The 23,400-nt window shown below is 75.6% G+C and carries 21 protein-coding genes and 1 pseudogene; 4 read left to right on the top strand and 18 right to left on the bottom strand.

Features of this window, described 5'->3' with window-relative positions:
- Positions 1-308: 308 nt before the first annotated feature.
- The 17 genes and pseudogenes from OG618_RS17245 to OG618_RS17165 all read right to left on the bottom strand — a co-directional run bounded on the left by OG618_RS17245 (position 309) and on the right by OG618_RS17165 (position 16,363).
- A complete protein-coding gene (locus OG618_RS17245; RefSeq protein ID WP_329488352.1) occupies positions 309-659 on the bottom strand; it encodes a histone-like nucleoid-structuring protein Lsr2 in 351 nt (116 codons plus the stop codon).
- Positions 660-751: 92 nt separating this feature from the next.
- Positions 752-1,288 carry an amino-acid N-acetyltransferase gene (locus OG618_RS17240; RefSeq protein WP_329488351.1) on the bottom strand — a complete coding sequence of 179 codons (537 nt, stop codon included), beginning with the start codon at positions 1,286-1,288 and terminating at the stop codon, positions 752-754.
- Between the two features lie 9 nt (positions 1,289-1,297).
- Positions 1,298-1,735, bottom strand: a complete 438-nt coding sequence (locus OG618_RS17235) for a BlaI/MecI/CopY family transcriptional regulator (protein ID WP_329488350.1) — start codon at positions 1,733-1,735, stop codon at positions 1,298-1,300.
- A gap of 116 nt (positions 1,736-1,851) precedes the next feature.
- Positions 1,852-1,974, bottom strand: a complete 123-nt coding sequence (locus OG618_RS17230) for a hypothetical protein (RefSeq protein WP_329488349.1) — start codon at positions 1,972-1,974, stop codon at positions 1,852-1,854.
- Between the two features lie 4 nt (positions 1,975-1,978).
- Positions 1,979-3,526 (bottom strand): annotated as a pseudogene (gene lysX, locus OG618_RS17225) (bifunctional lysylphosphatidylglycerol synthetase/lysine--tRNA ligase LysX); the annotation flags it as partial.
- Between the two features lie 138 nt (positions 3,527-3,664).
- Positions 3,665-4,417, bottom strand: coding sequence for a hypothetical protein (locus OG618_RS17220; protein WP_329488346.1), 753 nt, complete (start codon positions 4,415-4,417; stop codon positions 3,665-3,667).
- Between the two features lie 99 nt (positions 4,418-4,516).
- Positions 4,517-5,752 carry an ABC transporter permease gene (locus OG618_RS17215; RefSeq protein ID WP_329488345.1) on the bottom strand — a complete coding sequence of 412 codons (1,236 nt, stop codon included), beginning with the start codon at positions 5,750-5,752 and terminating at the stop codon, positions 4,517-4,519.
- On the bottom strand, positions 5,749-6,444 hold the full coding sequence (locus OG618_RS17210; protein ID WP_329488343.1) for an ABC transporter ATP-binding protein: 696 nt from the start codon (positions 6,442-6,444) through the stop codon (positions 5,749-5,751). The genes OG618_RS17215 and OG618_RS17210 overlap by 4 nt, the downstream gene beginning before the upstream one ends.
- Positions 6,441-8,027 (bottom strand): peptidoglycan-binding protein, encoded by a 1,587-nt coding sequence (locus tag OG618_RS17205; RefSeq protein ID WP_329488342.1) that lies wholly within the window; start codon positions 8,025-8,027, stop codon positions 6,441-6,443. Before OG618_RS17205 ends, OG618_RS17210 begins: the two co-directional genes overlap by 4 nt.
- A gap of 323 nt (positions 8,028-8,350) precedes the next feature.
- Positions 8,351-9,136 carry a type III pantothenate kinase gene (locus OG618_RS17200; protein WP_329488341.1) on the bottom strand — a complete coding sequence of 262 codons (786 nt, stop codon included), beginning with the start codon at positions 9,134-9,136 and terminating at the stop codon, positions 8,351-8,353.
- 35 nt (positions 9,137-9,171) lie between these two features.
- Complete coding sequence (gene nadC / locus OG618_RS17195) at positions 9,172-10,134, bottom strand: carboxylating nicotinate-nucleotide diphosphorylase (RefSeq protein ID WP_329488339.1); 963 nt, start codon at positions 10,132-10,134, stop codon at positions 9,172-9,174.
- 4 nt (positions 10,135-10,138) lie between these two features.
- Positions 10,139-11,812, bottom strand: coding sequence for an L-aspartate oxidase (locus OG618_RS17190; protein ID WP_329488338.1), 1,674 nt, complete (start codon positions 11,810-11,812; stop codon positions 10,139-10,141).
- A 17-nt stretch (positions 11,813-11,829) separates the two neighbouring features.
- On the bottom strand, positions 11,830-12,279 hold the full coding sequence (gene panD, locus OG618_RS17185) for an aspartate 1-decarboxylase (RefSeq protein ID WP_329488337.1): 450 nt from the start codon (positions 12,277-12,279) through the stop codon (positions 11,830-11,832).
- A gap of 90 nt (positions 12,280-12,369) precedes the next feature.
- The gene (panC, locus tag OG618_RS17180) at positions 12,370-13,278 is read right to left on the bottom strand and encodes a pantoate--beta-alanine ligase (protein ID WP_329488336.1); all 909 of its coding nucleotides are present in this window, start codon (positions 13,276-13,278) and stop codon (positions 12,370-12,372) included.
- The gene (locus tag OG618_RS17175; protein ID WP_329488335.1) at positions 13,278-14,222 is read right to left on the bottom strand and encodes a Rossmann-like and DUF2520 domain-containing protein; all 945 of its coding nucleotides are present in this window, start codon (positions 14,220-14,222) and stop codon (positions 13,278-13,280) included. Before OG618_RS17175 ends, panC begins: the two co-directional genes overlap by 1 nt.
- A gap of 193 nt (positions 14,223-14,415) precedes the next feature.
- Positions 14,416-15,105: a response regulator transcription factor gene (locus OG618_RS17170; RefSeq protein WP_329488334.1), complete on the bottom strand. Its 690-nt coding sequence runs from the start codon at positions 15,103-15,105 to the stop codon at positions 14,416-14,418.
- 31 nt (positions 15,106-15,136) lie between these two features.
- Positions 15,137-16,363, bottom strand: a complete 1,227-nt coding sequence (locus OG618_RS17165) for a sensor histidine kinase (RefSeq protein ID WP_329488333.1) — start codon at positions 16,361-16,363, stop codon at positions 15,137-15,139.
- A gap of 128 nt (positions 16,364-16,491) precedes the next feature.
- Here OG618_RS17165 and OG618_RS17160 point away from each other — a divergent pair, with 128 nt between their 5' ends.
- Together OG618_RS17160 and OG618_RS17155 are read left to right on the top strand one after the other, a co-directional pair.
- Complete coding sequence (locus OG618_RS17160; RefSeq protein WP_329488332.1) at positions 16,492-17,511, top strand: SAM-dependent methyltransferase; 1,020 nt, start codon at positions 16,492-16,494, stop codon at positions 17,509-17,511.
- Complete coding sequence (locus tag OG618_RS17155; protein WP_329488331.1) at positions 17,508-18,677, top strand: NADH-quinone oxidoreductase subunit D; 1,170 nt, start codon at positions 17,508-17,510, stop codon at positions 18,675-18,677. The genes OG618_RS17160 and OG618_RS17155 overlap by 4 nt, the downstream gene beginning before the upstream one ends.
- A 56-nt stretch (positions 18,678-18,733) precedes the next feature.
- Here OG618_RS17155 and OG618_RS17150 read toward each other — a convergent pair whose 3' ends face one another.
- Positions 18,734-19,570: a hypothetical protein gene (locus OG618_RS17150; protein ID WP_329492151.1), complete on the bottom strand. Its 837-nt coding sequence runs from the start codon at positions 19,568-19,570 to the stop codon at positions 18,734-18,736.
- A 257-nt stretch (positions 19,571-19,827) separates the two neighbouring features.
- Between OG618_RS17150 and OG618_RS17145 the strand changes: the two genes are divergently transcribed.
- Positions 19,828-20,244, top strand: a complete 417-nt coding sequence (locus OG618_RS17145; protein ID WP_329488330.1) for a hypothetical protein — start codon at positions 19,828-19,830, stop codon at positions 20,242-20,244.
- A 181-nt stretch (positions 20,245-20,425) separates the two neighbouring features.
- Positions 20,426-23,296: a toxin glutamine deamidase domain-containing protein gene (locus OG618_RS17140; RefSeq protein ID WP_329488329.1), complete on the top strand. Its 2,871-nt coding sequence runs from the start codon at positions 20,426-20,428 to the stop codon at positions 23,294-23,296.
- Positions 23,297-23,400 lie beyond the last annotated feature (104 nt).

Here is a 23,400-nt window from a genome sequence, read left to right as displayed (position 1 = left end):
CCTCGGGGTCGGTAGGCCATCCCGGTGGTGTCGGCGTTACCGCTTCGCCCCTACAGCGTTGCACAGCTCGTGATTGTTCCGCCGCCCGATCCGGTGCTGCCCGGGCGGGTGCCCGAAGGGGCGCCCGTGCCCCGGTCCGCCGGCGTGCCCGCGGAGCCGGGCGGACGGCCCGGAACGGCCGGGCGGGCCGGGCGGGCACGCGCCGCAGGGCGCGGAGAAGGTTCCTCCGCGCCCCGCGCATGTGCCAGGTGCGCCTCCGGCGACCACCGGGGCCCCGCATCCGCTCCGGCGGTCCGGCGTTGCCGGGATCAGGCCGCGTTGGCCTTGTCGTAGGCCTCGCGGACGGTGCTCGGCACCCGGCCGCGGTCGTTGACCTCCAGGCCCTGCTCCTTGGCCCACGCGCGGACCTTCGCGGTGTCCGGCGCGCTGCCGGACGGGCGCGGAGCCGCGCCGCGGCCCGGGCGCCGGGCGCCGGCGAGCCGGCCGCTCTGCTTGCGGCCCTTCTCCACGTACGGCGCCAGCAGACCGCGCAGCTTGTCCGCGTTGGCGCTCTTCAGATCGATCTCGTAGGCAACGCCGTCGAGCGCGAACGTCACCGTCTCGTCCGCCGAACCGCCGTCGAGATCGTCTTCAAGAATGACCTGCACCCTCTGTGCCACGGGCTTCCCTTTCCGCTAAACGACCCATTGCCTAAGGAAAGGAAAGCGCCTTTCTCCGGAAAACACAAACCCCTGCCCGGGTCGGGAGCCGCTCACAGGTGCAGCAGCATGCGCGAGTTGCCCAGTGTGTTGGGCTTCACCCGCTCCAGGTCGAGGAACTCGGCGACACCTTCATCGTACGAGCGGAGAAGTTCTTCATAGACATCCGTAGCGATCGCCGCCGGGTCTGTCGTACCATCATCGGTTTCCTGGACCTCGCCGATCTCGACGAAACCGTGTTTCGCGAAGAAGGGCACCTCGAACGTCAAGCAGAAAATCCGACGGACGCCGAGCCACCGCGCGGTCTGCAGCAGCTTCTCCAGCAGCAGGTGGCCGACCCCGTGGCCGCGGCAGGACGGATCGACCGCGAGGGTGCGCACCTCGGCGAGGTCCTCCCACATGACGTGCAGCGCGCCGCAGGCCACGACCGCCCCGGTGTCGTCGCGTTCGGCGACCCAGAACTCCTGCACGGATTCGAACAGGGTGACGGTGGGCTTGTCGAGCAGAATGCCGTCACGGGAGTAGGCGTCGATGAGCCCGCGCACTGCCCGCACGTCCGTGGTCCGCGCCCGGCGGATGGTGACCTCCATGGCGGGACGTTATCGTGCCGGCGCCGGTCCGGTCCCCCCGGTATCCGGTCCGGACTCCGCGGAATCCGGCCCGGCCGGATCGGTCGGGAACAGAGCGGCCACCCGCAACGCGTCGCGCAGCGCCTCCCGTTGCTCGGGCGACATGAGGCCGAAGAAGTGCACCAGGGCGGCCGCGGGATTGTCGCTGGTGGCCCAGGCGTCGTTCATCAGAGCCGCCGTGTACGCCTCGCGGGACGAGACCGGTTCATATCGATAGGCCCGCCCGGCGCGGTCCCGGCGCAGCCAGCCCTTTCTGTGGAGCTTGTCCAGGACGGTCATCACGGTGGTGTACGCGATTTCCCGTTCCGACCGCAGATCCAGCAGAACCTCGCGAACCGTGACCGGTCGGTTCCACCGCCACACCCGGGTCATGATGGCGTTCTCAAGTTCGCCGAGTTGCCGGACCATAGTGCGGCCAGGATAGGGAGTGAATGGGGCAAATCTTGTGAAGTGCGGCAAACCGGCGCGCCGCCACCCCGGAATCGGGAATGGCGGCGCGCCGGTGCTCGCGGGCGGGGACGGGGTCAGTCGACCGCGTCCTCCTTGGCCTTCTGGGCCCCGCCCTGGCTGCGGATGATGGCCCGCACCAGGAAGCCGAAGCCGATCGCCATGACCAGCGGCGGGACGATCGCGCTGACGTAGTCCATCAGGTCACTCCTCCTCGGTCCTGTCCGCCGCCGCGGTGGCGGCGGACGCCTTGGGCTCCGGCTTCACGAGCGGGAAGAGCACGGTCTCCCGGATGTTCTTGCCGGTGAGCAGCATGATCAGGCGGTCCACCCCGAGGCCGAGGCCGCCGGTGGGCGGCATCGCGTACTCCAGGGCCCGCAGGAAGTCCTCGTCGACCTGCATCGCCTCGACGTCGCCGCCGGCCGCCAGCAGGGACTGCGCGGTCAGCCGGGCGCGCTGCTCGACCGGGTCGACCAGCTCGGAGTAGGCGGTGCCGATCTCGGTGCCGAAGATCACCAGGTCCCACTTCTCGGCCACGCCCGCGACCGAGCGGTGCTGGCGGGTCAGCGGCGAGACCTCGGTCGGGTAGTCCTTGATGAAGGTCGGCGCGACGGCGTTCTCCTCCAGCAGGCGCTCGACCATCTCCAGCACGATCTGGCCGTGGCCCCAGTCCTTCTCGAACGGGATGCCGTGCGCGGCGGCCAGCTCGCGCAGCTCCTCGACGCCGGTCTCCGGGGTCACCTCGGTGCCCAGGTGCGCCGAGATGCCGGGGTACACGCTGACCTCCGCCCACGGCTCGGCCAGGTCGATCTCGTGCTCCACGCCGTGCGGGTCGAGGCCGCGGATCACCGTGGTGCCCAGCGCGTCCCGGGCGGCGTTGATGATCGTCGCCCGGATCAGCTCGGCCTGGGTGTCGTAGTCGCCGTAGGCCTCGTAGGACTCCAGCGAGGTGAACTCCGGGTTGTGGGTGGAGTCCGCGCCCTCGTTGCGGAAGTTGCGGTTGATCTCGAAGACCTTCTCCGCGCCGCCGACCACCAGCCGCTTGAGGTACAGCTCGGGGGCGATGCGCATGAACAGGTCGATGTCGTACGCGTTGATGTGGGTCTTGAACGGACGCGCGTTGGCGCCGCCGTGCACCGGCTGCAGCATCGGGGTCTCGACCTCGATGTAGCCGCGCTCCTCGTAGGTGCGGCGGATCGAGCGGACCACCTTGCTGCGCAGGTGCAGGATCTCGCGGGCCTCGGGGTTGACGATCAGGTCGACGTACCGCTGGCGGACCCGGGCCTCCGGGTCGGTCAGGCCCTTGTGCTTGTCCGGCAGCGGGCGCAGGCACTTGGCGGTGAGCGCCCAGGCGTCCACCATGACCGACAGCTCGCCGCGGCGGGAGGTGATCACCTCGCCCTCGACGCCGACCTGGTCGCCGAGGTCGATGTCGGACTTCCAGGCCGCCAGCCGCTCCTCGCCGAGCTTGTCCAGGGAGAACATCACCTGGAGGTCGCCGCTGCCGTCGCGCAGGGTGGCGAAGCAGAGCTTGCCGCCGGTGCGGGAGAGGATCACCCGGCCGGTGATGCCGACCCGCTCGCCGGTCGCCGTGTCCGGCGCCAGGTCCGGGTGCTTGGCCCGGAGGTCGGCGATGGTGCTGGTCCGGGGGAAGCCGACCGGGTACGGGTCGACGCCGGCCGCCCGGAGCCGGTCCAGCTTCTCGCGCCGGACGCGCATCTGCTCGGGGAGGTCGTCGGTCGCGGGGATGGGGCTCTGATCGCTCACCCCACCAGGGTAGCCAGCCCCGGCCCGCCGCTCCGCCACGGGTTGGCCGTGCCGCTCGCGGCGTCGACCGCACGCCGGAGGGGGAGACCGCCGGTGCGGTCTCCCCCTCCAGGGGCGGGGCGGTCAGCCGGTGCCGGTGGCCAGCTCCAGCTCCTCGTCGGGAGTGGCGGGCGGGGCGGGCCGGGCCGGCGGCCGGGGGCGACGGCCGAAGAGCTCGGCGGGGGTCGGCATCCGGTGCGGACGGGGCTGGGGGGCGTCGGGCTGCTCTGCGCCGGGCTCGGTGCTGCTCATCGGGATCCGTCCTCCAACAGGGGTGGGGAGACTGCTCGGGGGTGCGGCGGGGCTCGGTACGGCGACGGCGGCGGGGCTCGGTACGGCGACGAGGTGGCGCTGGCCGGTGGTGAGGGCGAGCCGCTCGCGGACGGCCGCCTCGGCCAGTGCGTGGCAGCGCCCGGCCAGCCGCGAGCGGCGGGTCCGCTCGGTCTGGCCGCACGGCTGACGGGTCAGCCCGCGCAGCGCGGTGAGGTCCTCGGGCGCGGGGAGGTAGCCGTCGGCCACCGCCTCCTCCAGGCGTTCCAGGTAGCCGGCGGCGCTGCCGGGCAGCGCCGCCCGGTAGCGGCCGAGGTCGGCGAGCAGGAAGGCGCGCAGCCGGCCGCCCTCCTGGACGGCTTCGTCGATCGCCTCGGTCAGGCGCAGGGCGTCCTGGACGTCCTCCGCCCACAGCTCGGCGCCCGCGCCGGCGAACGGCAGCCGGTCGGAGGCCTGGAAGTGGACGGGGACGGCGGGGTGCAGGGCTTGGGCGAGGGCGCGGCGCAGCACGCGGACTTCGTCGGCGCTGAAGGCCATGCCGCCGCGCGATCCGTGTGGCGTAGGCATGGACTGACACTACGTGAGGAATATCCGATTTGTCGGTAACGTCGCGCCGATCCCCCACGTTTGGCCCGGTGAATGTCCGGTGGACGAACGACCGCCCGTTCAGCGCCGCAGGGCCTCGGCGGGCTGGATCCGGGCCGCGCGCCAGGCCGGGTAGGCACCGGCCAGCAGCCCGGTGGCCAGCCCGGCGACCGGGGCGGCGGCCACCGTCGCCGGGGACACCACCGGGGTCCAGTCCCGGGCCAGCGCCACGCCGAGCACCGTCAGCACCCCCAGCGAGCTGCCGACCAGGCCGCCCAGCAGCCCCAGCGAGCCGGACTCGCAGAGGAACTGGCCGGTGATGTGCCGGCCGCGGGCGCCCAGCGCGCGGCGCAGCCCGATCTCACCGGTCCGCTCCAGCACCGCGACCAGGGTGGTGTTGGCGATCCCGACGGCCCCGATCACCAGGCAGATCCCGGCGAGCAGCAGGAAGAGCCGGTCGAGGTCGGAGGTGACGCCCGAGCGCAGGGTGCGCGGGTCCGGGGGCGGCGTCACGGCGAAGTTCTCCGGGTGGGCCGGGTCCAGCGCCAGCGCGGCCTCGTCGGCGATCTGCCGGGCGGCGCCGATCCTGGTGGCGACGAGCATCTTCGCGCGGTCCCCGGTGGGGCCGCCCCAGAGCCGGGCGGCGGCCCCGCGCGGCACGACCACCGAGAGCAGCAGCTCGGGCCGGCGCCGGACGTCGTCGACGATGCCGATGACGGTGAACGGCCGGCCGGCCAGGAACACCGCGGGCTGGGTGTCGAGCGTGCCGATCCCGAGCCGGGCGGCCAGGGCGGAGCCGAGCACCGCCACCTGCCGCCCGGTGGTGTCGTGCCAGGCGTCGAAGGTCCGGCCCTGGGCCAGGTGCGGCTCGGCCGCCGTGAGGACGCCGGCCGAGGCCGCGACCACGGTCGCCTGCTCGCCGCCGGAGGGCCGGCCCACCGGCGCGGCCCGGACCGACCCGGCGGGCAGCTGGACCGGCCAGTAGACGCCGGCCGCCTCGACCCCGTTCAGCCGCTGGATCCGGGCGTCGGCGTCGGCGGGGAAGGAGAGCGGAGTGAGGTCCGGTCGCGGGCCGCCGGTGTCCTCGACGCTCACCTCGGTCGCGGTGAGCACGCTGAAACGGGAGTCGATCCGGGCCGAGGCGGTGGCCGTCAGCCCGAGCACGGCGACGAAGGCGCCGACCCCGAGGACGGTGCCGAGCGCGGTCAGCGCCGAGCGGGCGGGCCGCTGGAGCACGCCGGCGAGGGCCTCGGCGAGCAGGTCCCGCGGAAGCAGCCGGGTGGGCTCGACGGGGCGGGGGCGGCCGCGCCGCCTCATCCGGCGCCCACCTCCCGCAGCACCCCGTCGCGGATCGCCACCGTCCGCCGGCCGCGGGCGGCCACCTGCGGGTCGTGGGTGATCAGCAGGAGGGTCAGGCCCTGCGCGTGCAGGTCGTCCAGCAGGGCCAGGACGGACCGGGCGGTGGCGGTGTCCAGGTTGCCGGTCGGCTCGTCGCAGAGCAGCAGCGCCGGCCGGCCGACCAGCGCGCGGGCGATCGCGACCCGCTGGCGCTCGCCGCCGGAGAGCCGGGACGGCAGGGCGTCCGCCCGGTGGCCGAGGCCCACCCGGACCAGCGCCTCGCGGGCCCGCTCGCGCCGCTCGGCCGCCGCCCGGCGGCCCCGGGCGGCGGTGTACAGCAGGGCGAGCGCGACGTTCTCCGCCGCGCTGCGGTGCGGGAGCAGGTGGAAGGACTGGAAGACGAAGCCGATCCGGCGCCCGCGCAGGGCGGTGCGGTCGCCGTCGGCGAGCCGGCCGGTGTCGACGCCGTCCAGCAGGTACCGGCCGGTGGTGGGGGCGTCCAGCAGGCCGGCGATGTTGAGGAAGGTGGACTTGCCGGAGCCGGACGGGCCGGTCACCGTGACGTAGTCGCCCGGGTCGACGGCCAGGTCGCAGGGGGCCAGGGCGGTGACCGGCGGCGGTCCGGGGTAGGTCAGGCCGACCCGGCGGAACTCGACCAGCGGGGCGCTCACCGGGTGCCCGCCCGGACCCCGACGATCACCCGGTCGCCAGGCCCGAGCGCGCCCCCGGCCAGCGGGCGGACCTCGGTGCTGCCGCCGCCGACCATGCCCGGGGTCACCTCGACCCGTCGGCGCCCTCCGCCCTCGTACACCGTCACCACCGTCCGGCCGTCCGCCGTCGCGGAGACGGCGGAGAGCGGGACGACCAGCACCGGACCGGCCGAGGAGGCGGCCCGGACGGTGAGGCGGACGTCCTGGCCGGCCAGCCTCGGGTCGAGCGGGGCGTCCGGTTCGACCACCAGCGGGTAGCCGGTCCGGTCCGTGCCGGGCTGCCGGGCGCCGCCGCCGGGCGCGGTGCCGGTGCCGCTGCCGGACGGGGGTCCCTCGCCTGGGGTGTCGGCCACCGCGGTCACCGTCGCGGTCGCGGTGGTGCCGGTCACCTCGGAGAGGATCTCCACCTGCTGGCCCGGGCGGACCAGACCCTTGTCGGGGGCGGTCAGGCTGCCCTTCACGACCAGCGCCCCGGCCGAGACGGTCAGCACGGTGCCGGTGACCTCGCCGCCGACCCGGCCGGCGACGCCGTCCACCCGGGCCGGGAAGCCGGTGAGGAAGAGCAGTTCGGCGGCGGGGACCATCGGGCCGACGGTGGCCCGGACGTCGGCGGCCTTCTTCCGGAGCCCGGTGAGGTCCTCGCCGGCCCGGGTCACCTGTTTGCGGGCGGTCTCGACGGCGGTGCGGGCCGCGTCCACCGGGCTCTCGCCCACCGGGGCGCCTACCGGGGCGCCGACCGGTTCGCCGGCCGGGGCGCCGGGCGTCGGCGCGGCGGACCGGGCCCGCTCGGCGGCCAGCGCGTCGTCGAGCCGCTTCTGCGCGGCCTTCAACGCGTCCCTGCCGTCCGCCAGGGCCCGCTCGCCGCCCGTCACCGCGTCCTGGGCGGCCGACACCTGGGCGTCGCCGTCCGGCGAGGCCGGCCGCGGGTCGTAGCCGCGGGCGGCGTAGAAGGCCGTCACCGCCGCCCCGGTGGCCGCGCCGTAGCGCCCCGCGGGGTCGCCGTCCGAGCCGAACCCGAGCTCCTTCAGAGCCTGTTGGAGCTGCTCGACGTCCTGCCCGGTGGCGCCCGGCCGGAGGTCCCGGTACACCGGGAGGCCGCCGCGGAGGGCGAACACCGGCCGCCCCGAGACCTCCAGCACCGATTGCCCGGCCGCGACCTGGTCGCCGGTCCGCACCGGGAGCTTGGTGACCACCGGCTTGGCGCCGGCCGGACCGCCGCTCCCGGCCGGGGCCACCTCGACCGTCTGGCCGGCGCCGACCTGGCCGCGGAGCACCACCGAGTCGGTCAGCACGCGCTGCTCCACGGCGGCCGTCAGGACGTCGGGCGGCGGGGGCTCGCTCTCGGCGGCGGCCTGCGCGGGCGACCTGATCACCAGTGAGGCGGCCAGCCCGGCCCCCGAGACGGCCGCGGCGACCAGCGTGACGGCCAGCAGCAGCCGCCCGCGGCGGCGCGGCACCGACCCGCCGGGGCCCGGCGGCGGCGCCCCGGGGCCGGTGGCCGGGCCGTCGTCCTGAGCGGCCCCGGACCCTTCGACGATCGACACGCCCCACCCTCGATCCGGCTTCCGGGCCGCCCGACCGAGCGGCCCCGTACGGTTCGCCCGCTCCGTACGTGACGGGGCGGCAGTGCCTCGGCCTGGGCGGGCGGGCTCGTCGGGCGGGCCGGACGTGCGCCCGCACCCCCCGGTGCCCGCCGGTCCCCCCGGCCGCGGGACGGGCGTGCTGCCCCGTCCCGGGGCGTGAAACTAACACAGCGCGGGGGCCCGCCGGCCGGGTTCGCCCGCAACGGCGGGGCGGCTGCGGGGAACTGCGGGGGAATGTCCCGTTCGGGCCGTGCGGCGCCGGGTGGGTGCGGCGAACTCCCGGCTCAGCTGGGCCGGTTGCGCTCGTACACCAGGCGCAGGCCGATCAGCGTCAGCCAGGGCTCGTGGACGTCGATGGTGCTGGCCTCGCCGAGCACCAGCGGGGCCAGTCCGCCGGTGGCGATGACCTGGACGTCGTCCGGGTCCTTGGCGAGCTCCTTGGCCATCCGGTCGACCAGGCCGTCGACCTGGCCGGCGAAGCCGTAGAGGATGCCGGACTGCATGCCCTCGACGGTGTTCTTGCCGATCACGTTGCGCGGGCGGGCCAGCTCGATCTTGCGCAGCTGGGCGCCGCGCGCGCCGAGCGCCTCGACCGAGATCTCGATGCCGGGGGCGATCGCGCCGCCCACGTAGTCGCCGCGGGCGTTGATCGCGTCGAAGGTGGTGGCGGTGCCGAAGTCGACCACGATGCACGGGCCCCCGTACAGGTGGTTGGCGGCCAGCGCGTTGACGATCCGGTCGGCGCCGACCTCCTTGGGGTGGTCCATCAGGACGTGCACGCCCGTCTTCACCCCCGGCTCCACGATCACCGCGGGGACGTCGCCGTAGTAACGGCGGGTCACCTCGCGGAACTCGTGGAGCACGGAGGGGACGGACGAGCAGATCGCCAGGCCCTCCACCGCGGCCTCGTTGACCGCGGTGTGCGAGCCCATCAGGCCCTGCAGGAGCACCGCCAGCTCGTCGGCCGTGCGGCGCGGATCGGTGGAGATCCGCCAGTGCTCGACCACGTCCTCGCCGTCGAACAGGCCGAGCGTGGTCTGGGTGTTGCCGACGTCGATGGTGAGCAGCATGGGGTGCCTTCTGCGTGAGGGGTGATCAGAGGTGATCAGGCGCGCAGGTCCAGGCCGATGTCCAGGATCGGCGAGGAGTGCGTGAGCGCGCCCACGGCCAGGTAGTCGACCCCAGTCTGGGCGACCTCGCGCGCGCTGGCCAGGGTCAGTCCGCCGGACGCCTCCAGCCGGGCGCGCCCGGCCACCAGCTCGACGGCCTCCTTCAGCTGCGGCACGGTGAAGTTGTCCAGCAGGACGAGGTCGGCCCCGGCCTCCAGCACCGGCGGGATCTGCTCCAGGGTGTCCACCTCGACCTCCACCGCCAGGTCGGGGTAGGCGGCCCGGACGGCCCGGAACGCCTCGGCGACGCCGCCGGCCGCGACCACGTGGTTGTCCTTGACCAGGGCGGCGTCGGAGAGCGCCATCCGGTGGTTGGCGCCGCCGCCGCAGCGGACCGCGTACTTCTGCAGCGCCCGCAGGCCCGGGGTGGTCTTGCGGGTGTCGCGGACCACCGCGCCGGTGCCCTCCAGGGCGTCCGCCCAGGCGCGGGTCGCGGTGGCGATGCCGGAGAGGTGGCAGAGCAGGTTGAGCGCGCTGCGCTCGGCGGTCAGCAGGTCGCGGGTGCGGCTGCGGACGGAGAGCAGCACCTGGCCGGCCTCGACGCGGTCGCCGTCCTCGACGTGCCGCTCGACCTCGAACTCCTCCTCGCAGACCAGCGAGACGACCGCCTCGGCGATCCGCAGGCCCGCGACCACGCCGGCCTCGCGGGCGGTGAAGTCGGCGGTGGCGACGGCGTCGGCGGGCACCGTGGCGACCGAGGTGACGTCCTCGCCGCCGGCCAGGTCCTCGGCCAGCGCCAGGGTGGCGATGTCCTCGACCTCGATCGGGTCGAGGCCGGCCTCCTCCAGCAGCTCGGCGAGCCGCGGGTCCAGGCCGGTCTCGTAGCCCTCGCCGTCCCCGCACGCGCAGCCGTCGCCGCAACCGCCGGCCATCGGGAGTTCCTCGTGGGAGTGGGTCATGGTTCTACTGCTCCTCAGGGGTGCTGACAAGGTCGCCGGAGGCGGTGAGGGTGGTGATCAGGTGGCGCTGCCAGTGGGCGTCGTCCCGCTCGGGGAAGTCCTCGCGCCAGTGGCAGCCGCGGGTCTCGGCGCGCCGGGCGGCGGCCGTCACCAGGGCGGTGCCGACCAGCAGCAGGTTGGCGGCCTCCCAGGTCTCCACCCGGGGGTCGGCCGGCTTCTCCTCGGCGACGTGCGCCAGGGCCTGCTCGGCGATCAGGGCGAGTCCGGCGGCCGTGCCGGCCATCGACGAGGCCGAGCGCAGGACGCCCGTGCCGCGCGACATCAGCCGCTGGATCTCGGCCCGCGCCTCGGGGGCGGGCAGCGGCACCGGGCGGGCGGCCCGCGCGGCGGCGACGTCCACCGAGCGCTCGGGCAGTTCGTCCGCGCGGTGCCGGGCGGTCAGGTCGGCGGCGATCCGCTCGGCGAAGACCAGGCCCTCCAGCAGGGAGTTGGAGGCCAGCCGGTTGGCGCCGTGCACCCCGGTGCAGGCCACCTCGCCGCAGGCGTAGAGCCCGGGGACGGTGGTGCGGCCGGTCGGGTCGGTGCGGATGCCGCCGGAGGCGTAGTGCGCGGCCGGGGCGATCGGGATCGGCTCGGTGACCGGGTCGATGCCGTGCGCGCGGCAGGTGGCGAGGATGGTCGGGAACCGCTCCTCCCACATCCCGGCGCCGAAGTGCCGCCCGTCCAGGTACATGTGGTCGGTGCCCAGGAGCTGCATCCGCTGGGTGATGGCCTTGGCGACGATGTCGCGCGGGGCCAGTTCGGCCAGCTCGTGCTGCCCGAGCATGAAGCGGGTGCCGTCCCCGTCGACCAGGTGCGCGCCCTCGCCGCGGACCGCCTCGGAGACCAGCGGCTGCTGGCCCTCGGCGTCCGGACCGAGCCAGAGCACGGTCGGGTGGAACTGCACGAACTCCAGGTCGGTGACCTCGGCGCCGGCCCGCAGCGCGAGCGCCACGCCGTCGCCGGTGGAGACCGCCGGGTTGGTGGTGGCGGAGTAGACCTGGCCCATGCCGCCGGTGGCGAGGACCACCGCGCGGGCCCGGATGGCGCCGACGCCGTCGCGCTGGCCCTCGCCCATCACGTGCAGGGTGAGGCCGGCGGCGTGGCCGTCGGCGTCGGTGAGCAGGTCGAGGACGAGGGCGTGCTCGATCAGCTCCAGGCCCGGGTCGGACCGGACGGCGGTGACCAGGGCGCGCGATATCTCGGCGCCGGTGGCGTCCCCGCCGGCGTGCGCGATCCGGCGGCGGTGGTGGCCGCCCTCGCGGGTGAGCTGGATCTCGCCGTCGTCGCCGCGGTCGAAGGCGGCGCCGGTGGCGATCAGGTGGCGGACGGCCTCCGGGCCCTCGGTGACGAGGGTGCGGACGGCCTCCTCGTCGCAGAGCCCGACACCGGCCACCAGGGTGTCGGCCAGGTGCTGCTCGGGGGTGTCGCCCTCGCCCAGGGCGGCGGCGATGCCGCCCTGGGCCCAGCGGGTCGACCCGTCGTCGAGCATCGCCTTGGTGACCACCATGGCCCGCAGGCCGGCCTTGCGGACGTTGAGGGCGACGGTGAGTCCGGCCACGCCGGAGCCGACCACGACGATGTCGGTGGTGGCCGTCCAGCCGGGGGCGGGGGCGGTGAGGCGGTGCGTGACGGGCATGGCGTTCAGTGGCTCCTTCAGCGCGCGGCGGTCGGGGCCGCGCCGTTGCCGTCACGGTACGCCGCGTCGCCGCGGAGCAGCCCGGTGCCCTCCCCGGCCTCGGCGGGGTCGCCGCCCATGCCGGTGATCCGGTTGTCGGCGTCCACGAAGACCACCTTCGGCAGGTAGCCCTTGGCCTCGGCGGTGTCCATCTGCCCGTAGGCGATGAGTATGACGAGGTCGCCGGGGTGGACCAGGCGGGCGGCGGCGCCGTTGATGCCGATCACGCCGGAGCCGCGCGGGCCGGCGATGGTGTAGGTCTCCAGCCGGGCGCCGTTGTTGATGTCGACGATGTGGACCAGCTCGCCGGGGAGCAGGTCGGCGGCGTCGAGCAGGTCCTCGTCCACCGTGACGGAGCCGACGTAGTGCAGGTCGGCCTGGGTCACGGTGGCCCGGTGGATCTTGGACTTGAGCATGGTGCGGAGCATGGGGTCACGCCTCCAGTGAGTGCATGCCTGAGGGAATGTGCTGCCGGACGGTCCTGCGGGTGGTGCGACCGCGGGTGGTGCGTCGCCGCGTCAGCGGCAGATGATGCGGACGTTGTCGATCAGGCGGGTGGAGCCCACCTTCGCGGCGACGGCCAGCACCGCCTCGCCCCGGAAGTCGTCCGCCGCTTCGGTGAAGTCGTGCGGGTCGATCAGGGCGAGGTAGTCCAGGGTGACACCTTCGGCGGCGTCGAGGGCGGCCGCGGCGGCCTCGCGCACGGCCTGCGGACCCTGCGCGGCCACGTCGCGGCCGGCGAACAGGGCCCGGGACAGCACGAGCGCGTGCTCGCGGTCCTCGGCGGACAGGAAGCGGTTGCGGGAGGAGAGCGCCAGCCCGTCCTCCTCGCGGACGGTCGGCACGCCGACGATCTCGACGTCGAAGTCCAGGTCGGCGACCATCCGCTGGACGAGCGCCAGCTGCTGGGCGTCCTTCTCGCCGAAGAAGGCGAAGTCCGGGTCGGTGATGTGCAGCAGCTTGGCCACCACGGTCAGCACCCCGTCGAAGTGCCCGGGCCGGGTGGTGCCCTCGAAGCGCTCGCCCATCGGGCCGGCCGCCAGGCGCACCTGCGGCTCGCCGTTCGGGTAGACCTCCTCGACGGACGGCGCGAAGACGACGTCGGCGCCGTTCTCCTCGGCCAGCCGGACGTCCGCCTCCAGGTCCCGCGGGTAGCGTTCGAGGTCCTCGCCGGCGCCGAACTGCAGCGGATTGACGAAGACGGTCACGGCGACCCGGCCCTCCCGGCCGACCTGCTTGCGGGCGGCCCGGATCAGCGCGCCGTGGCCCTCGTGCAGCGCGCCCATCGTCATCACGACCGCGTTGTCCACCGGCTGCTCGTCCGGCCAGAAGGCCGCCTCGAAGTCGGTGACGCTCCGGGTGACGACGGCCCGGTGGACCTTGGGTGCCCGCTGGGCCTTGCCGGCCTGCTTGCCGCGTGCTGCCATCAGTTCTCCTCGTTCAGTACGTCCAGCAGCGCCGCCGCCGACGCTTCGTCGATCGTCCCGTGGGCGAGCGCCCGCTGGGCGGTGGCGCGGGCCATCGCCCGGTAGGCGGCCGGGATGTCCGGGGACACCGTACTGAGCTGCGCCAGGTGGCGCCGAACGGTGCCCGCGTCGCCCCGCGCGACCGGGCCGGTGAGGGCCGCGTCGCCGGAGCGCAGGCTGTTGTCCAGGGCGGCGCCCAGCAGCGGGCCGAGCAGCCGGCCGGGCTCGGCGACCCCGGCCGTGCGCAGCAGCTCCAGCGCCTGGGAGACCAGGGTGACCAGGTGGTTCGCGCCGTGCGCGAGGGCCGTGTGGTAGAGCGGGCGGACGCCCTCCGGCACCCATTCGGGCTCGCCGCCCATCTCGACCACCAGGGCCTCGGCCACCGGGCGCAGCTCCTCGGGGGCGGTCACCCCGAACGGGCAGCCGGCCAGCCGGGCGAGGTCGACCGTGGTGCCGGTGAAGGTCATCGCGGGGTGCAGTGCCAGCGGCAGCGCCCCGGCCCGGGTGGCGGGCTCCAGGACGGCGACGCCGTGCGCGCCCGAGGTGTGCACCACCAGCTGGCCGGGGCGGACCGAGCCGGTCGCGACGAGGCCGGCCACCAGGTCGGCCAGCGCGTCGTCGGGGACGGTGAGCAGCACCAGGTCGGCGGCCGCGAGCACCTGCGGCGGAGTGACGATCCGCACGCCCGGCAGCAGCTGTTCGGCGCGGCGGCGGGAGGCGGCGGACACCCCGGAGGCGGCGACCACCCGGTGCCCGGCGAGCTGCAGGGCGGCGCCCAGCGCGGGGCCGACCCGGCCGGTGCCGACCACCCCGACGGCGAGCCGGGCCGGCCGGTTGCCGGGGTCGGCCGGGTCGCCGAAACCGTCGTCGAGCGGGCCGGGGCCGACGCTGTGGGAGGCGCTCACGCGGCCACCTCCGGGTCGTTCCCGGGCCGGGGGGCACCCCGGCGCTCGGCGGGGGCAATCGCCATGGCGCACCTCTCGACGGTGAGCCCGGTTCGCTCGCTCACAGCTCGGCCCTGGTCCTCACTCTTACCGTTCCGGTCCTCTGCGGGTACCGGACGCACCGGCCCATTCTACGGCCGGGGCGGACGGCGGATTAATCCGCGGCGCCGGCCCGGATCAGGCCCGCCTCGTAGGCGAGGACGACGGCCTGGACCCGGTCGCGCAGGCCGAGCTTGGCCAGGATCCGGCCGACGTGGGTCTTCACGGTGGCCTCGGACAGGACCAGCCGGGCGGCGATCTCACCGTTCGAGAGGCCCTGGGCGACCAGCAGGAACACCTCGCGCTCGCGCTCGGTGAGCGGGCCCAGGGTGTCCGGTCCCGGCGTGCTCGCCGCGGTGGGCAGCACCTCGGCGAAGCGGTCGATCATGCGGCGGGTGGTGGTCGGCGCGACCACCGCGTCGCCGCCGTGCACCGCGCGGATCGCGGCCACCAGCTCGGTCGGCGGCACGTCCTTGAGCAGGAACCCGCTGGCCCCGGCCTTGAGCGCGGCGAAGGCGTACTCGTCCAGGTCGAAGGTGGTGAGGATGAGCACGTGCGGCGCGTTCGGCAGCGGGCTGCCGTCCTCGGCGAGGCAGATCCGGCGGGTGGTCTGCACCCCGTCCAGGCGGGGCATCCGGACGTCCATCAGGATCACGTCCACCTGCGTGTGCCGCAGCCGCTCCAGGGCCTGCGCGCCGTCGCCGGCCTCGGCGACGATCTCGATGTCGCCCTGGGACTGCAGGATCATCCGGAAGCCGGTGCGCAGCAGCTCCTGGTCGTCGACGAGCATCACGCGGATGGTCAAGGTGGCTCCTAGTTCGTGGGCGGCAACGGGGTCAGTGTGCTGCCTTGAGGGGCAGGACGGCGCGGATCCGGAAGCCGCCGCCGGGGCGCGGCCCGACGTCGAGGCTGCCACTGACCATGCCGACCCGCTCGCGCATGCCGATCAGGCCGTGCCCCTGGCCGTCCGTCCCGCCGGCGGCGAGCTGCTCGTCCGTCGAGCCGCGGCCGTCGTCCTCGATCAGGACGGCCAGCTCGCGCTCGCCGAAGTCGACCGCGACCCGGGCGTGCACATCGGGGCCGCCGTGCTTGCGGACGTTGGTCAGTGCTTCCTGGACGATCCGGTAGACGGTCAGCTCGACGCCGCGCGGCAGTTCGCGCGGGTCGCCGGAGGTGGCGAAGTCCACCTGGAGGCCGGCCGTGCGGACCTGGTCCAGCAGCTCGGGCAGCTCCTCGACGCCGGGCTGCGGCACGTACTCCTCGGCGGTGTCCGCGGTGCGCAGCACACCCAGCAGCCGGCGCATCTCGACGAGCGCCTGGCGCCCGGTGGAGGCGATCGTGCCCAGCGCCTCCCTGGCCTGCTGGGGCGAGTTGTCCAGCACGTAGGCGGCGCCGTCGGCTTGGACGATCATGACGGAGACGTTGTGCGCGACCACGTCGTGCAGCTCGCGGGCGATCCGGGCGCGCTCGGCGGCGACCGCCACCTTGGCCTGGGCGTCGCGCTCGCGCTCCAGCCGGGCGGCGCGGTCCTCCAGCTCGACCAGGTAGGCGCGGCGCACCCGGGTGAGCCGGCCCCAGGCCCAGCAGAGGATGAACGGGCTGCTCATCGCCGCGGTGAGCAGCAGGAACTCGCCCAGGCTGTACGAGCGCTGCTGGGCGTCGCCGTTCGGGTCGATCACGGTCTTGCTGAGGTGGAGCTGCCAGTACGTCAGCGGTCCGGCCGCCAGCCCGGCGGCCAGGGCCAGCCGGGAGATCCAGGCGGAGCCGAAGGCGGCGCCGGTGTAGGCGAAGACCAGGTACCCGATGCTGGAGCCGGCGGGCAGGATGCCCAGCGTGATCTGACCGATCCCCAGCGCGGTGGCGGCGGCCACGGTGGCGTCGGGGTAGCGGCGCCGGAAGACCATCAGCAGCGGGATGAGCAGGGCGATGACGAACTGGGCGGGGGCCCGCCAGGCGCTGTTGTCGCCGCCGTCCGGCAGGAGCCCCAGGAACAGCACGATCGCCGCCCAGGCGGAGTCGACCACCATGGGGTGACGGCGGAGCCAGGCGTTGAGTCGTTGCACGTCTCAAGCGTAGGCAGTCGCGGAGCGTGGTCAGGTCCGCCGGGAGGGCGATCCGTCCTACTCCCTAGGTCGGAGAAGCCCGGACTCCGGTTGGGAGGGGAACCCCGGCGCCGGTAGCGTCCCGCCGCATGACTTGGATGCGGTGGCGGCCCGCCATGGAAGAGGCCCTCTACGCCCCCGTCGGCGGCTTCTACCGCAGGCCGGAGGGGCCGGCCGGGCACTTCCGCACCTCGGTGCACGCCTCCCCGCTGTTCGCCCGCGCGGTGGCCCGGCTGCTGCTGGACGTGGACGCGGCCCTCGGCCGTCCGGAGGAGCTGGCCTTCGTGGACGTCGGGGCGGGCCGCGGCGAGCTGCTGACCGGTGTGCTGGCCGAGCTGCCGGACGGCGTGCTGGCCCGGCTGCGGCCGTACGGGGTGGAGATCGCGGCGGACCGCCCGGCGGGACTGCCGTCCACAGCCCTGTGGACGGACGAGGTGCCGCACGGCGTCAGCGGGCTGCTGTTCGCCAACGAGTGGCTGGACAACGTGCCGCTGGACCTCGGCGAGGTGGACGAGGACGGGGTGCTGCGCTACGTCGAGGTGGACACCGCGACCGGCGAGGAGCGGCTCGGGTCCGCGGTGGACGCGGCCGACGCCGCCTGGGCCGCGCGCTGGTGGCCGGCCCCCGAGCCGGGGGACGTCGTGGAGTTCGGCGCCCCGCGCGACGCCGTCTGGGCCTCGGCCGTCGCCGGGCTGGAGCGCGGTCTCGCGGTCGCGGCGGACTACGGGCACACCGCCGCGAGCCGCCCGCCCCTCCCCACCCTGACCGGGTTCCGGGCGGGCCGGGAGGTGCGCCCGGTGCCGGACGGCACCTGCGACCTCACCGCGCACGTGGCGCTGGACGCGGTGGCCGCGCCCGCCGTCCACAGCCTGTGGACAACGCAGCGCGAGGCGCTGCGGGCGCTCGGCGTGAACGGTGCCCGACCGCCGCTGGCGCTGGCGTCCACCGACCCGGCGGCCTACCTGCGGGCGCTCGGCGGCGCCGGGGAGGCCGCCGAGCTGACCGACCCTGCGGGCCTGGGCGCGTTCGGCTGGCTCGCCCAGGCCGTCCGCATGCCGGTACCGGAGACCCTCGCCGGCCTCGGGGGATGGCAGACTCTCGGGTCATGAGGGAGACCACGGTCGGCATCGGGGCGGGAGCCGAGAACTTCACCGGCGCGGCGGGCAGCACCGACATGGTGCTCAATATCGGCCCGCAGCACCCGGCGACCCACGGTGTGCTGCGGCTGAAGCTGGTGCTGGACGGCGAGCGGATCGTCACCGCGGAGCCGGTGATCGGCTACATGCACCGCGGCGCGGAGAAGCTCTTCGAGGCCCGTGACTACCGGCAGATCATCATGCTGGCCAACCGGCACGACTGGCTCTCCGCGTTCGCCAACGAGCTGGGCGTGGTGCTCGGCGTCGAGCGGATGCTCGGCATGGAGGTGCCCGAGCGCGCGGTCTGGATCCGCACCCTGCTCGCGGAGCTGAACCGCGTCCTCAACCACCTGATGTTCCTCGGCTCCTACCCGCTGGAGCTGGGCGGGATCACCCCGATCTTCCACGCCTTCACCGGCCGTGAGGACCTCCAGCACGTGCTGGAGGAGGCCTCCGGCGGCCGGATGCACTACATGTTCAACCGGGTCGGCGGCCTCAAGGAGGACCTGCCGGCCGGCTGGCTCGGCCGGGTCCGGGCGGCGATCGCCACCGTCCGCTCGCAGCTGCCGGTCTTCGAGGACCTCGTCCTCGGCAACGAGATCTTCCGGGCCCGCACCGCCGGCGTCGGCGTGCTCAGCCGGGCGCACGCCGAGGCGTACGGGGTCAGCGGCCCGATCGCGCGTGCCAGCGGGCTCGACTTCGACCTGCGCCGCGACGAGCCCTACCTGGCGTACGGCTCGGACGAGCTGCGCGCGGTGCTGACCGTGGTCACCCGTGAGGAGGGCGACTGCCTGGCCCGGTTCGAGTGCCTGCTGGAGCAGACCGTCAACGCGCTGGACCTCGCGGACGCCTGCCTGGACAAGCTCGCCACGCTGGCGCCCGGCCCGGTCAACCTGCGGCTGCCCAAGGTGTTGAAGGCCCCCGAGGGCAGCACCTACGCCTGGACGGAGAACCCGCTCGGCGTCAACGGCTACTACCTGGTCTCGCGCGGCGACAAGACGCCGTGGCGGCTGAAGCTGCGCTCGGCGTCCTTCAACAACATCCAGGCGCTCACCGAACTGCTGCCCGGCACCCTGGTCGCCGACATGGTGGCCATCCTGGGCTCGATGTTCTTCGTCGTCGGCGACATCGACAAGTAGGCGGCATCGACACGTGGCGGTGGGGCGCCGGGCGGCGGCGAGGGCGTTCCGGCGGGCTACTTCCTGCGGCCCGGCTTCCGGCCCGGGTCGGCCGGGTGCGGCGCCACCTTGCGGTCGCCCTTGGTGGCGATCCGCTGCTCGCAGAGGCCGGCCAGCACCTCGTACCCGGCCTTGCCCATCAGCTCGGTGAGCTCGGGGCGGTAGCTGATGTACACCGGGTCCGGGCCGGTGTGCGCGTCCGGGCTGCCGGTGCACCACCAGTGCAGGTCGTGGCCGCCCGGGCCCCAGCCGCGGCGGTCGTACTCGCCGATGGTGACCTGGAGGTAGCGGGTGTCGTCCGGGCGGTCGATCCAGTCGTAGGTGCGCCGCACCGGGAGCTGCCAGCAGACGTCCGGCTTGGTCTCCAGCGGTTCCTTGCCCTCCGTGAGGGCGAGGGTGTGCAGCGCGCAGCCGGCGCCGCCGGCGAAGCCGGGGCTGTTGAGGAAGAGGCAGGCGCCGTTGACCCGGCGGGTCTGCCGGTCGCCGTCCTCGTCGAACATGGTGATGCCGCCGTCGAGCCGGATCCGGCCCTTGGCGTCGGTGCCGTGCGCGTGGTTCTCCCAGATCTCGGGCGTCAGCCGGGCCGCGTGGCCGGCCACGCGCCGCTCGTCGTCCTCGTCCGAGTAGTGCGCGCCGAGCGTGCAGCAGCCGTCCGACTCGCCGCGGCCCTCGCGGATGCCCTGGCAGCCCCGGCCGAAGATGCACGTCCAGCGGGAGGTCAGCCAGGTGAGGTCGCAGCGGAAGACCTGCTCCTCGTCGGCCGGGTCGGCGAATTCGACCCAGGCCCGGGGGAAGTCGAGCGGGACCTCGGGGCGCGGGGCGTCGAGCGGGGCCTCGACGCGCAGGGTCGGCATCGCGAGGTCGACCGGGGTCGCGCCGGCCTTGGTCTTCTTCTTGGAGGTCTCTGCTGCTGCCACCCGGCAAGGGTAGAGCCTTCACGGCGGTGCGAACCGCCTGCGGGCGGGGCATTTGCGGTGGTTTCGCCGAGCGGCGGCGGTCGGAGCCGCCGTCGGGCGAGGTGAAGGCGGGGTGAAGAGGTCTCCGGCGCGCTGCGGCCCGGACCGGCCGCCCCTCTAGGATGGCGGCCGGTCCGCTACGGGGAGGTACGGGGATGGCGAGCGGCAGTGGCAACGGCGATGCCGGAGGCGGCACCTTCGCCCTCAAACCGTGGGAACTGCACGGTGAGGGGCGCGAGTTCGAAAAGATCTCGGAGGACTTCGGGAAGGCCGCCAGCACCTTGGAGCAGTCGCTCGCGGCGCTCGGCAGCCCGTGGGGGCAGGACCGGCCGGGCAGCGGATTCGCCGCCGCCTACAAGGACGCGCGCGGCGGTCTGCTCGGCGGTCTGCGCGGGCTGGCCGGGCAGCTGGGGCAGGTCGGCTCGGGGCTGCACACCATGGCCGAGCGGACCGTCGACGCGGAGACCGCGGCGGCCGCCGGCTTCGGCGGCGCGGCGGGGCAGGGCGGGCCGGTGACGCCCGCGGCAACCCCGGGGGCCCGTACGACCGTCCCCAAGGACAGGTCGGCCTGACGGCCGGGGCCGTCCGCCGGACGCGGACCGCGGGTGACGCGGTCCGTGCGCGGCGGTCGGCACCCCGTGTTCCGTCGCCGCCGTGCTCCGCCACGCCGTGGCCCGCACGCCGTGGCCCGCACACCGAAGTCCGCACGCCGCGGTCCGTACGTCGAAGTCCGTACGTCGAAGGGGGAAGCGCATGTCCCGCAAGCTGCCCGAGGAGCTGGCACCGCTGCTGGCCAGGACCGGCCACCAGTGGCCGCAGGCCGACGAGGACGGGCTGCGCAGGGCGGCCGGCCTCTGGCGCGACTTCGGCGTCGAGGCCGAGCGCCTCGGCAAGCGCGGCGGGGACTCCGCCAAGCGCGTCACCGGGGAGAACTCCGGCCGCGCGGTGGACGCCTTCGGCGAGTACTGGCGGGCGTTCAGCGGCCGCGGCACCGGCCACCTGGACGACGCGCACAGCGCCACGATCCTGGTGGCCGGCGCCTTCGACAAGGCCGCCCGGGCCGTCGACAGCTGCAAGGCCGACCTCGTCGCCACCCTCACCGAGCTGGCCGCCGAGCTGAAGAAGGCCGAGGAGCAGGCGGCCCGGGCCAAGGCGGCCGCGGCCGAGGTCGCCACCGCCACCCGCGGCGACGGAGCGGCGCCCGGCGGGGTCTTCGGCGGGCTGCGGCAGGGCCTCGGCGCGGTGGCGGCCGGGGTGCGCGACGCTGCCACCGAACACGTCGCCGAAGCGGTGGCGGCCGCCGCCGTCGAGTCCGCCGGGCTGAAGATCGGCGGCCTGCTGGACGAGCTCGGCCGGGCGATGAAGGACGGGCTGGACGGCACGCTCAAGGAGCCCGCCGTGGTCGCGCTGCTGCGCCTCGCGCCGGGCGGCGTCCCGGGGGTGCGTCCGGCGTCGTTCACCGGCGGGGCCTTCGACCCGGTCGCCGCCGGGCTGCCCGCCGTGCTCGGCGAGCCGGGCGTGCTGGGCGCGGACGGCGCGGGCCTGGCGGTGGTGCTCGGTCAGGACGGCCGGCCCGTGGTCGGCGTGCCGGGGCTGGCGGTCAAGCTCGACGAGGCCGGCCGACCGGTGCTCGACGAGCACGGAGACCCGGTCATCGTCCGGGCCGACGGCACGACGGTGACGGACCCGAGCGGGCTGCTCGTCGTCCAGGGCCCGGACGGCAAGCCGGTGGTGGGGGTCGAGGACCTCGCCGTGAAGGTGGACGAGCAGGGGCGGCCGGTGCTGGGCAGGGACGGCCTGCCGGTGCTGACCGACAAGGACGGCAAGGAGGTCCGCGGCATACCGCTGACCGACCCCGCGGCGGGCCGCGGGAACGGCCACGGACTGGACGGCAAACCGGGCGGGCCGCTCGCCGACGGGCCGGGCGCGGTGCTGCCGGGCGCACCCGGGGCGCCCGGCGTCCCCGGGGCCGGGCCGGACGGCGTGGTCGTGATGGACGGCGCCGGCCGCCCCGGCCCGGGCGGTCCGGGGGAGCACCCGGACCGGACCCCGGACGGGGGCGGTACGGGGCCGCTGCGGACCGGTTCGGCCGGCGGCGACCGGACGCCGGACGGCCCGGGCCGTCCGGCCGCCCCGGCACAGTTCGCCAGTGGTGGCGGCGGCGACGGTGGTGGCGGTGGCGGCGCGGTCGGCTACGGCGGCCGGGCCGACGACGACTACCACCTGCCGCCCGCCCACCCCGGGGGTGGCGGCGGCGCGCCCGTGACCGTACGGACCGACTCGGTGCTCGCGCCGCCCGCACCGCAGGCCCCCGCCGCGCCCTCGCACCTCGGCGCGCCGGACGTGCCGTCGGGCGGCGGACCCGCCCAGGGCGGCCCGCACGGCACCTCCTACGGCGCCCAGTTCACCGTTCCGGTGGCCGCCGGGCCGACCGGCCCCGGTCCGCTGGCCGGCCCGTCCGGCGGTTCCTACCCGGGCCCGGTGGCGGCCGGGCACGGTCCGGCGCCGTTCGGCAGCGGGGTCGGCGCCGGACCGCCCGCCGCCGGGGGCGCCCCCGGCGCCGTCCCGGCCGGGCCCGTGGGCGCGGTCGGCCCGGTCGTCGTCCCCGGCCCGGGCACCCCGGCGGCCGGGGCCCCGGGCGCGTCCGGCCACCCCGGCGCCCCCGCCTCCGGACAGCAGGCGCCCGCCGAGGGCCGGCCGGGCGCCGGGGTGGGCGCGGGCGCCCCGCGGGGGGCCACCGGCACCCCGCACCCGGTCACCGCGCCCGGCCCGGTGACCGTCCTGCCGCCGTCGGCCCCGCCGGTCGCCGGCCCCGGCCGCCCCGAGGAACACCCGGAGGACCACCGCCGGCGCCCCGGCGGCTCCCCGGTCGAGGGCGGGGACAGCCTGGCCTGGGCCGCCGTCCCGGTCGCCACCGCGCACGCCCTGGCGCTCCAGCTGGCCCGGCGCGCCCTGCGGGGCGGCGCCGAGGAGGAGTTCCAGGCGCGCCTGCGGACCATCGCCGACAGCCGCCCCTACGGACTGCCCGGCGGCCTGGCCCCGGTCGACCCGGAGCACCAGCGCGAGGTCGAGCGCCGGGCGCCCCGGGACGCGGCCGGTCTGCCCGTCCGCCACCCCGACCCGGCGGCCGGCGGCTGGACGGAGGTGGTCAACGCCGACGGCCCGCACGCCCCGGGCCGGGCGAACAACAGCCTGGAGATCGCGCTGTCCGCCGTCGACACCTTCACCGGCCGCCCGACCTGCGCCGCGCCCCGGATCCCCACCGAGGGCGACGCGGGGGAGCGCGGCGGCCGGGACCGTGCCGAACGCGAACTCGGCGCGCCCTTCCGCGACCTCGGCGACGGCGGCCCGGCCTTCGGCCGTCTCACCGGCGAACTGCGGCGGGCCGGCCAAGGCGCCCAGGCCGTGCTGCTCACCCTGGACGGCTTCGGTCGTCCGCACGCCTGGAACGCCGTCAACCACCGGGACACCGTGACCTACCTCGACCACCAGGTCGGCCGCCGGGGGGCCGAGCCGCTGCACGACGCCGCCCACGGCCTCTGGGCGATCGCCCTCGACCCGGACGGGTGCCCGCTCGACCTCGCCGCGCGCCGTCCGGAGCCGGCGACGAGCGGCGCCCGGTGACCGCCGTCCTGAGCCGTCCCGAGCCGGCGGCTGCCGCCGGCCGGCGGCAGCCGCCGGGCGCCGCGTCGGGGCCGCTGACCGGCGGTGCCCGGTGACCCTCCGTC

The sequence above is a fragment of the Kitasatospora sp. NBC_01246 genome (genome assembly GCF_036226505.1).
In the GTDB taxonomy this organism is placed as follows: domain Bacteria; phylum Actinomycetota; class Actinomycetes; order Streptomycetales; family Streptomycetaceae; genus Kitasatospora.
The sequence above is the reverse complement of the archived record's forward strand: the minus strand, read 5'-3'. Positions and strand labels throughout refer to the sequence as shown.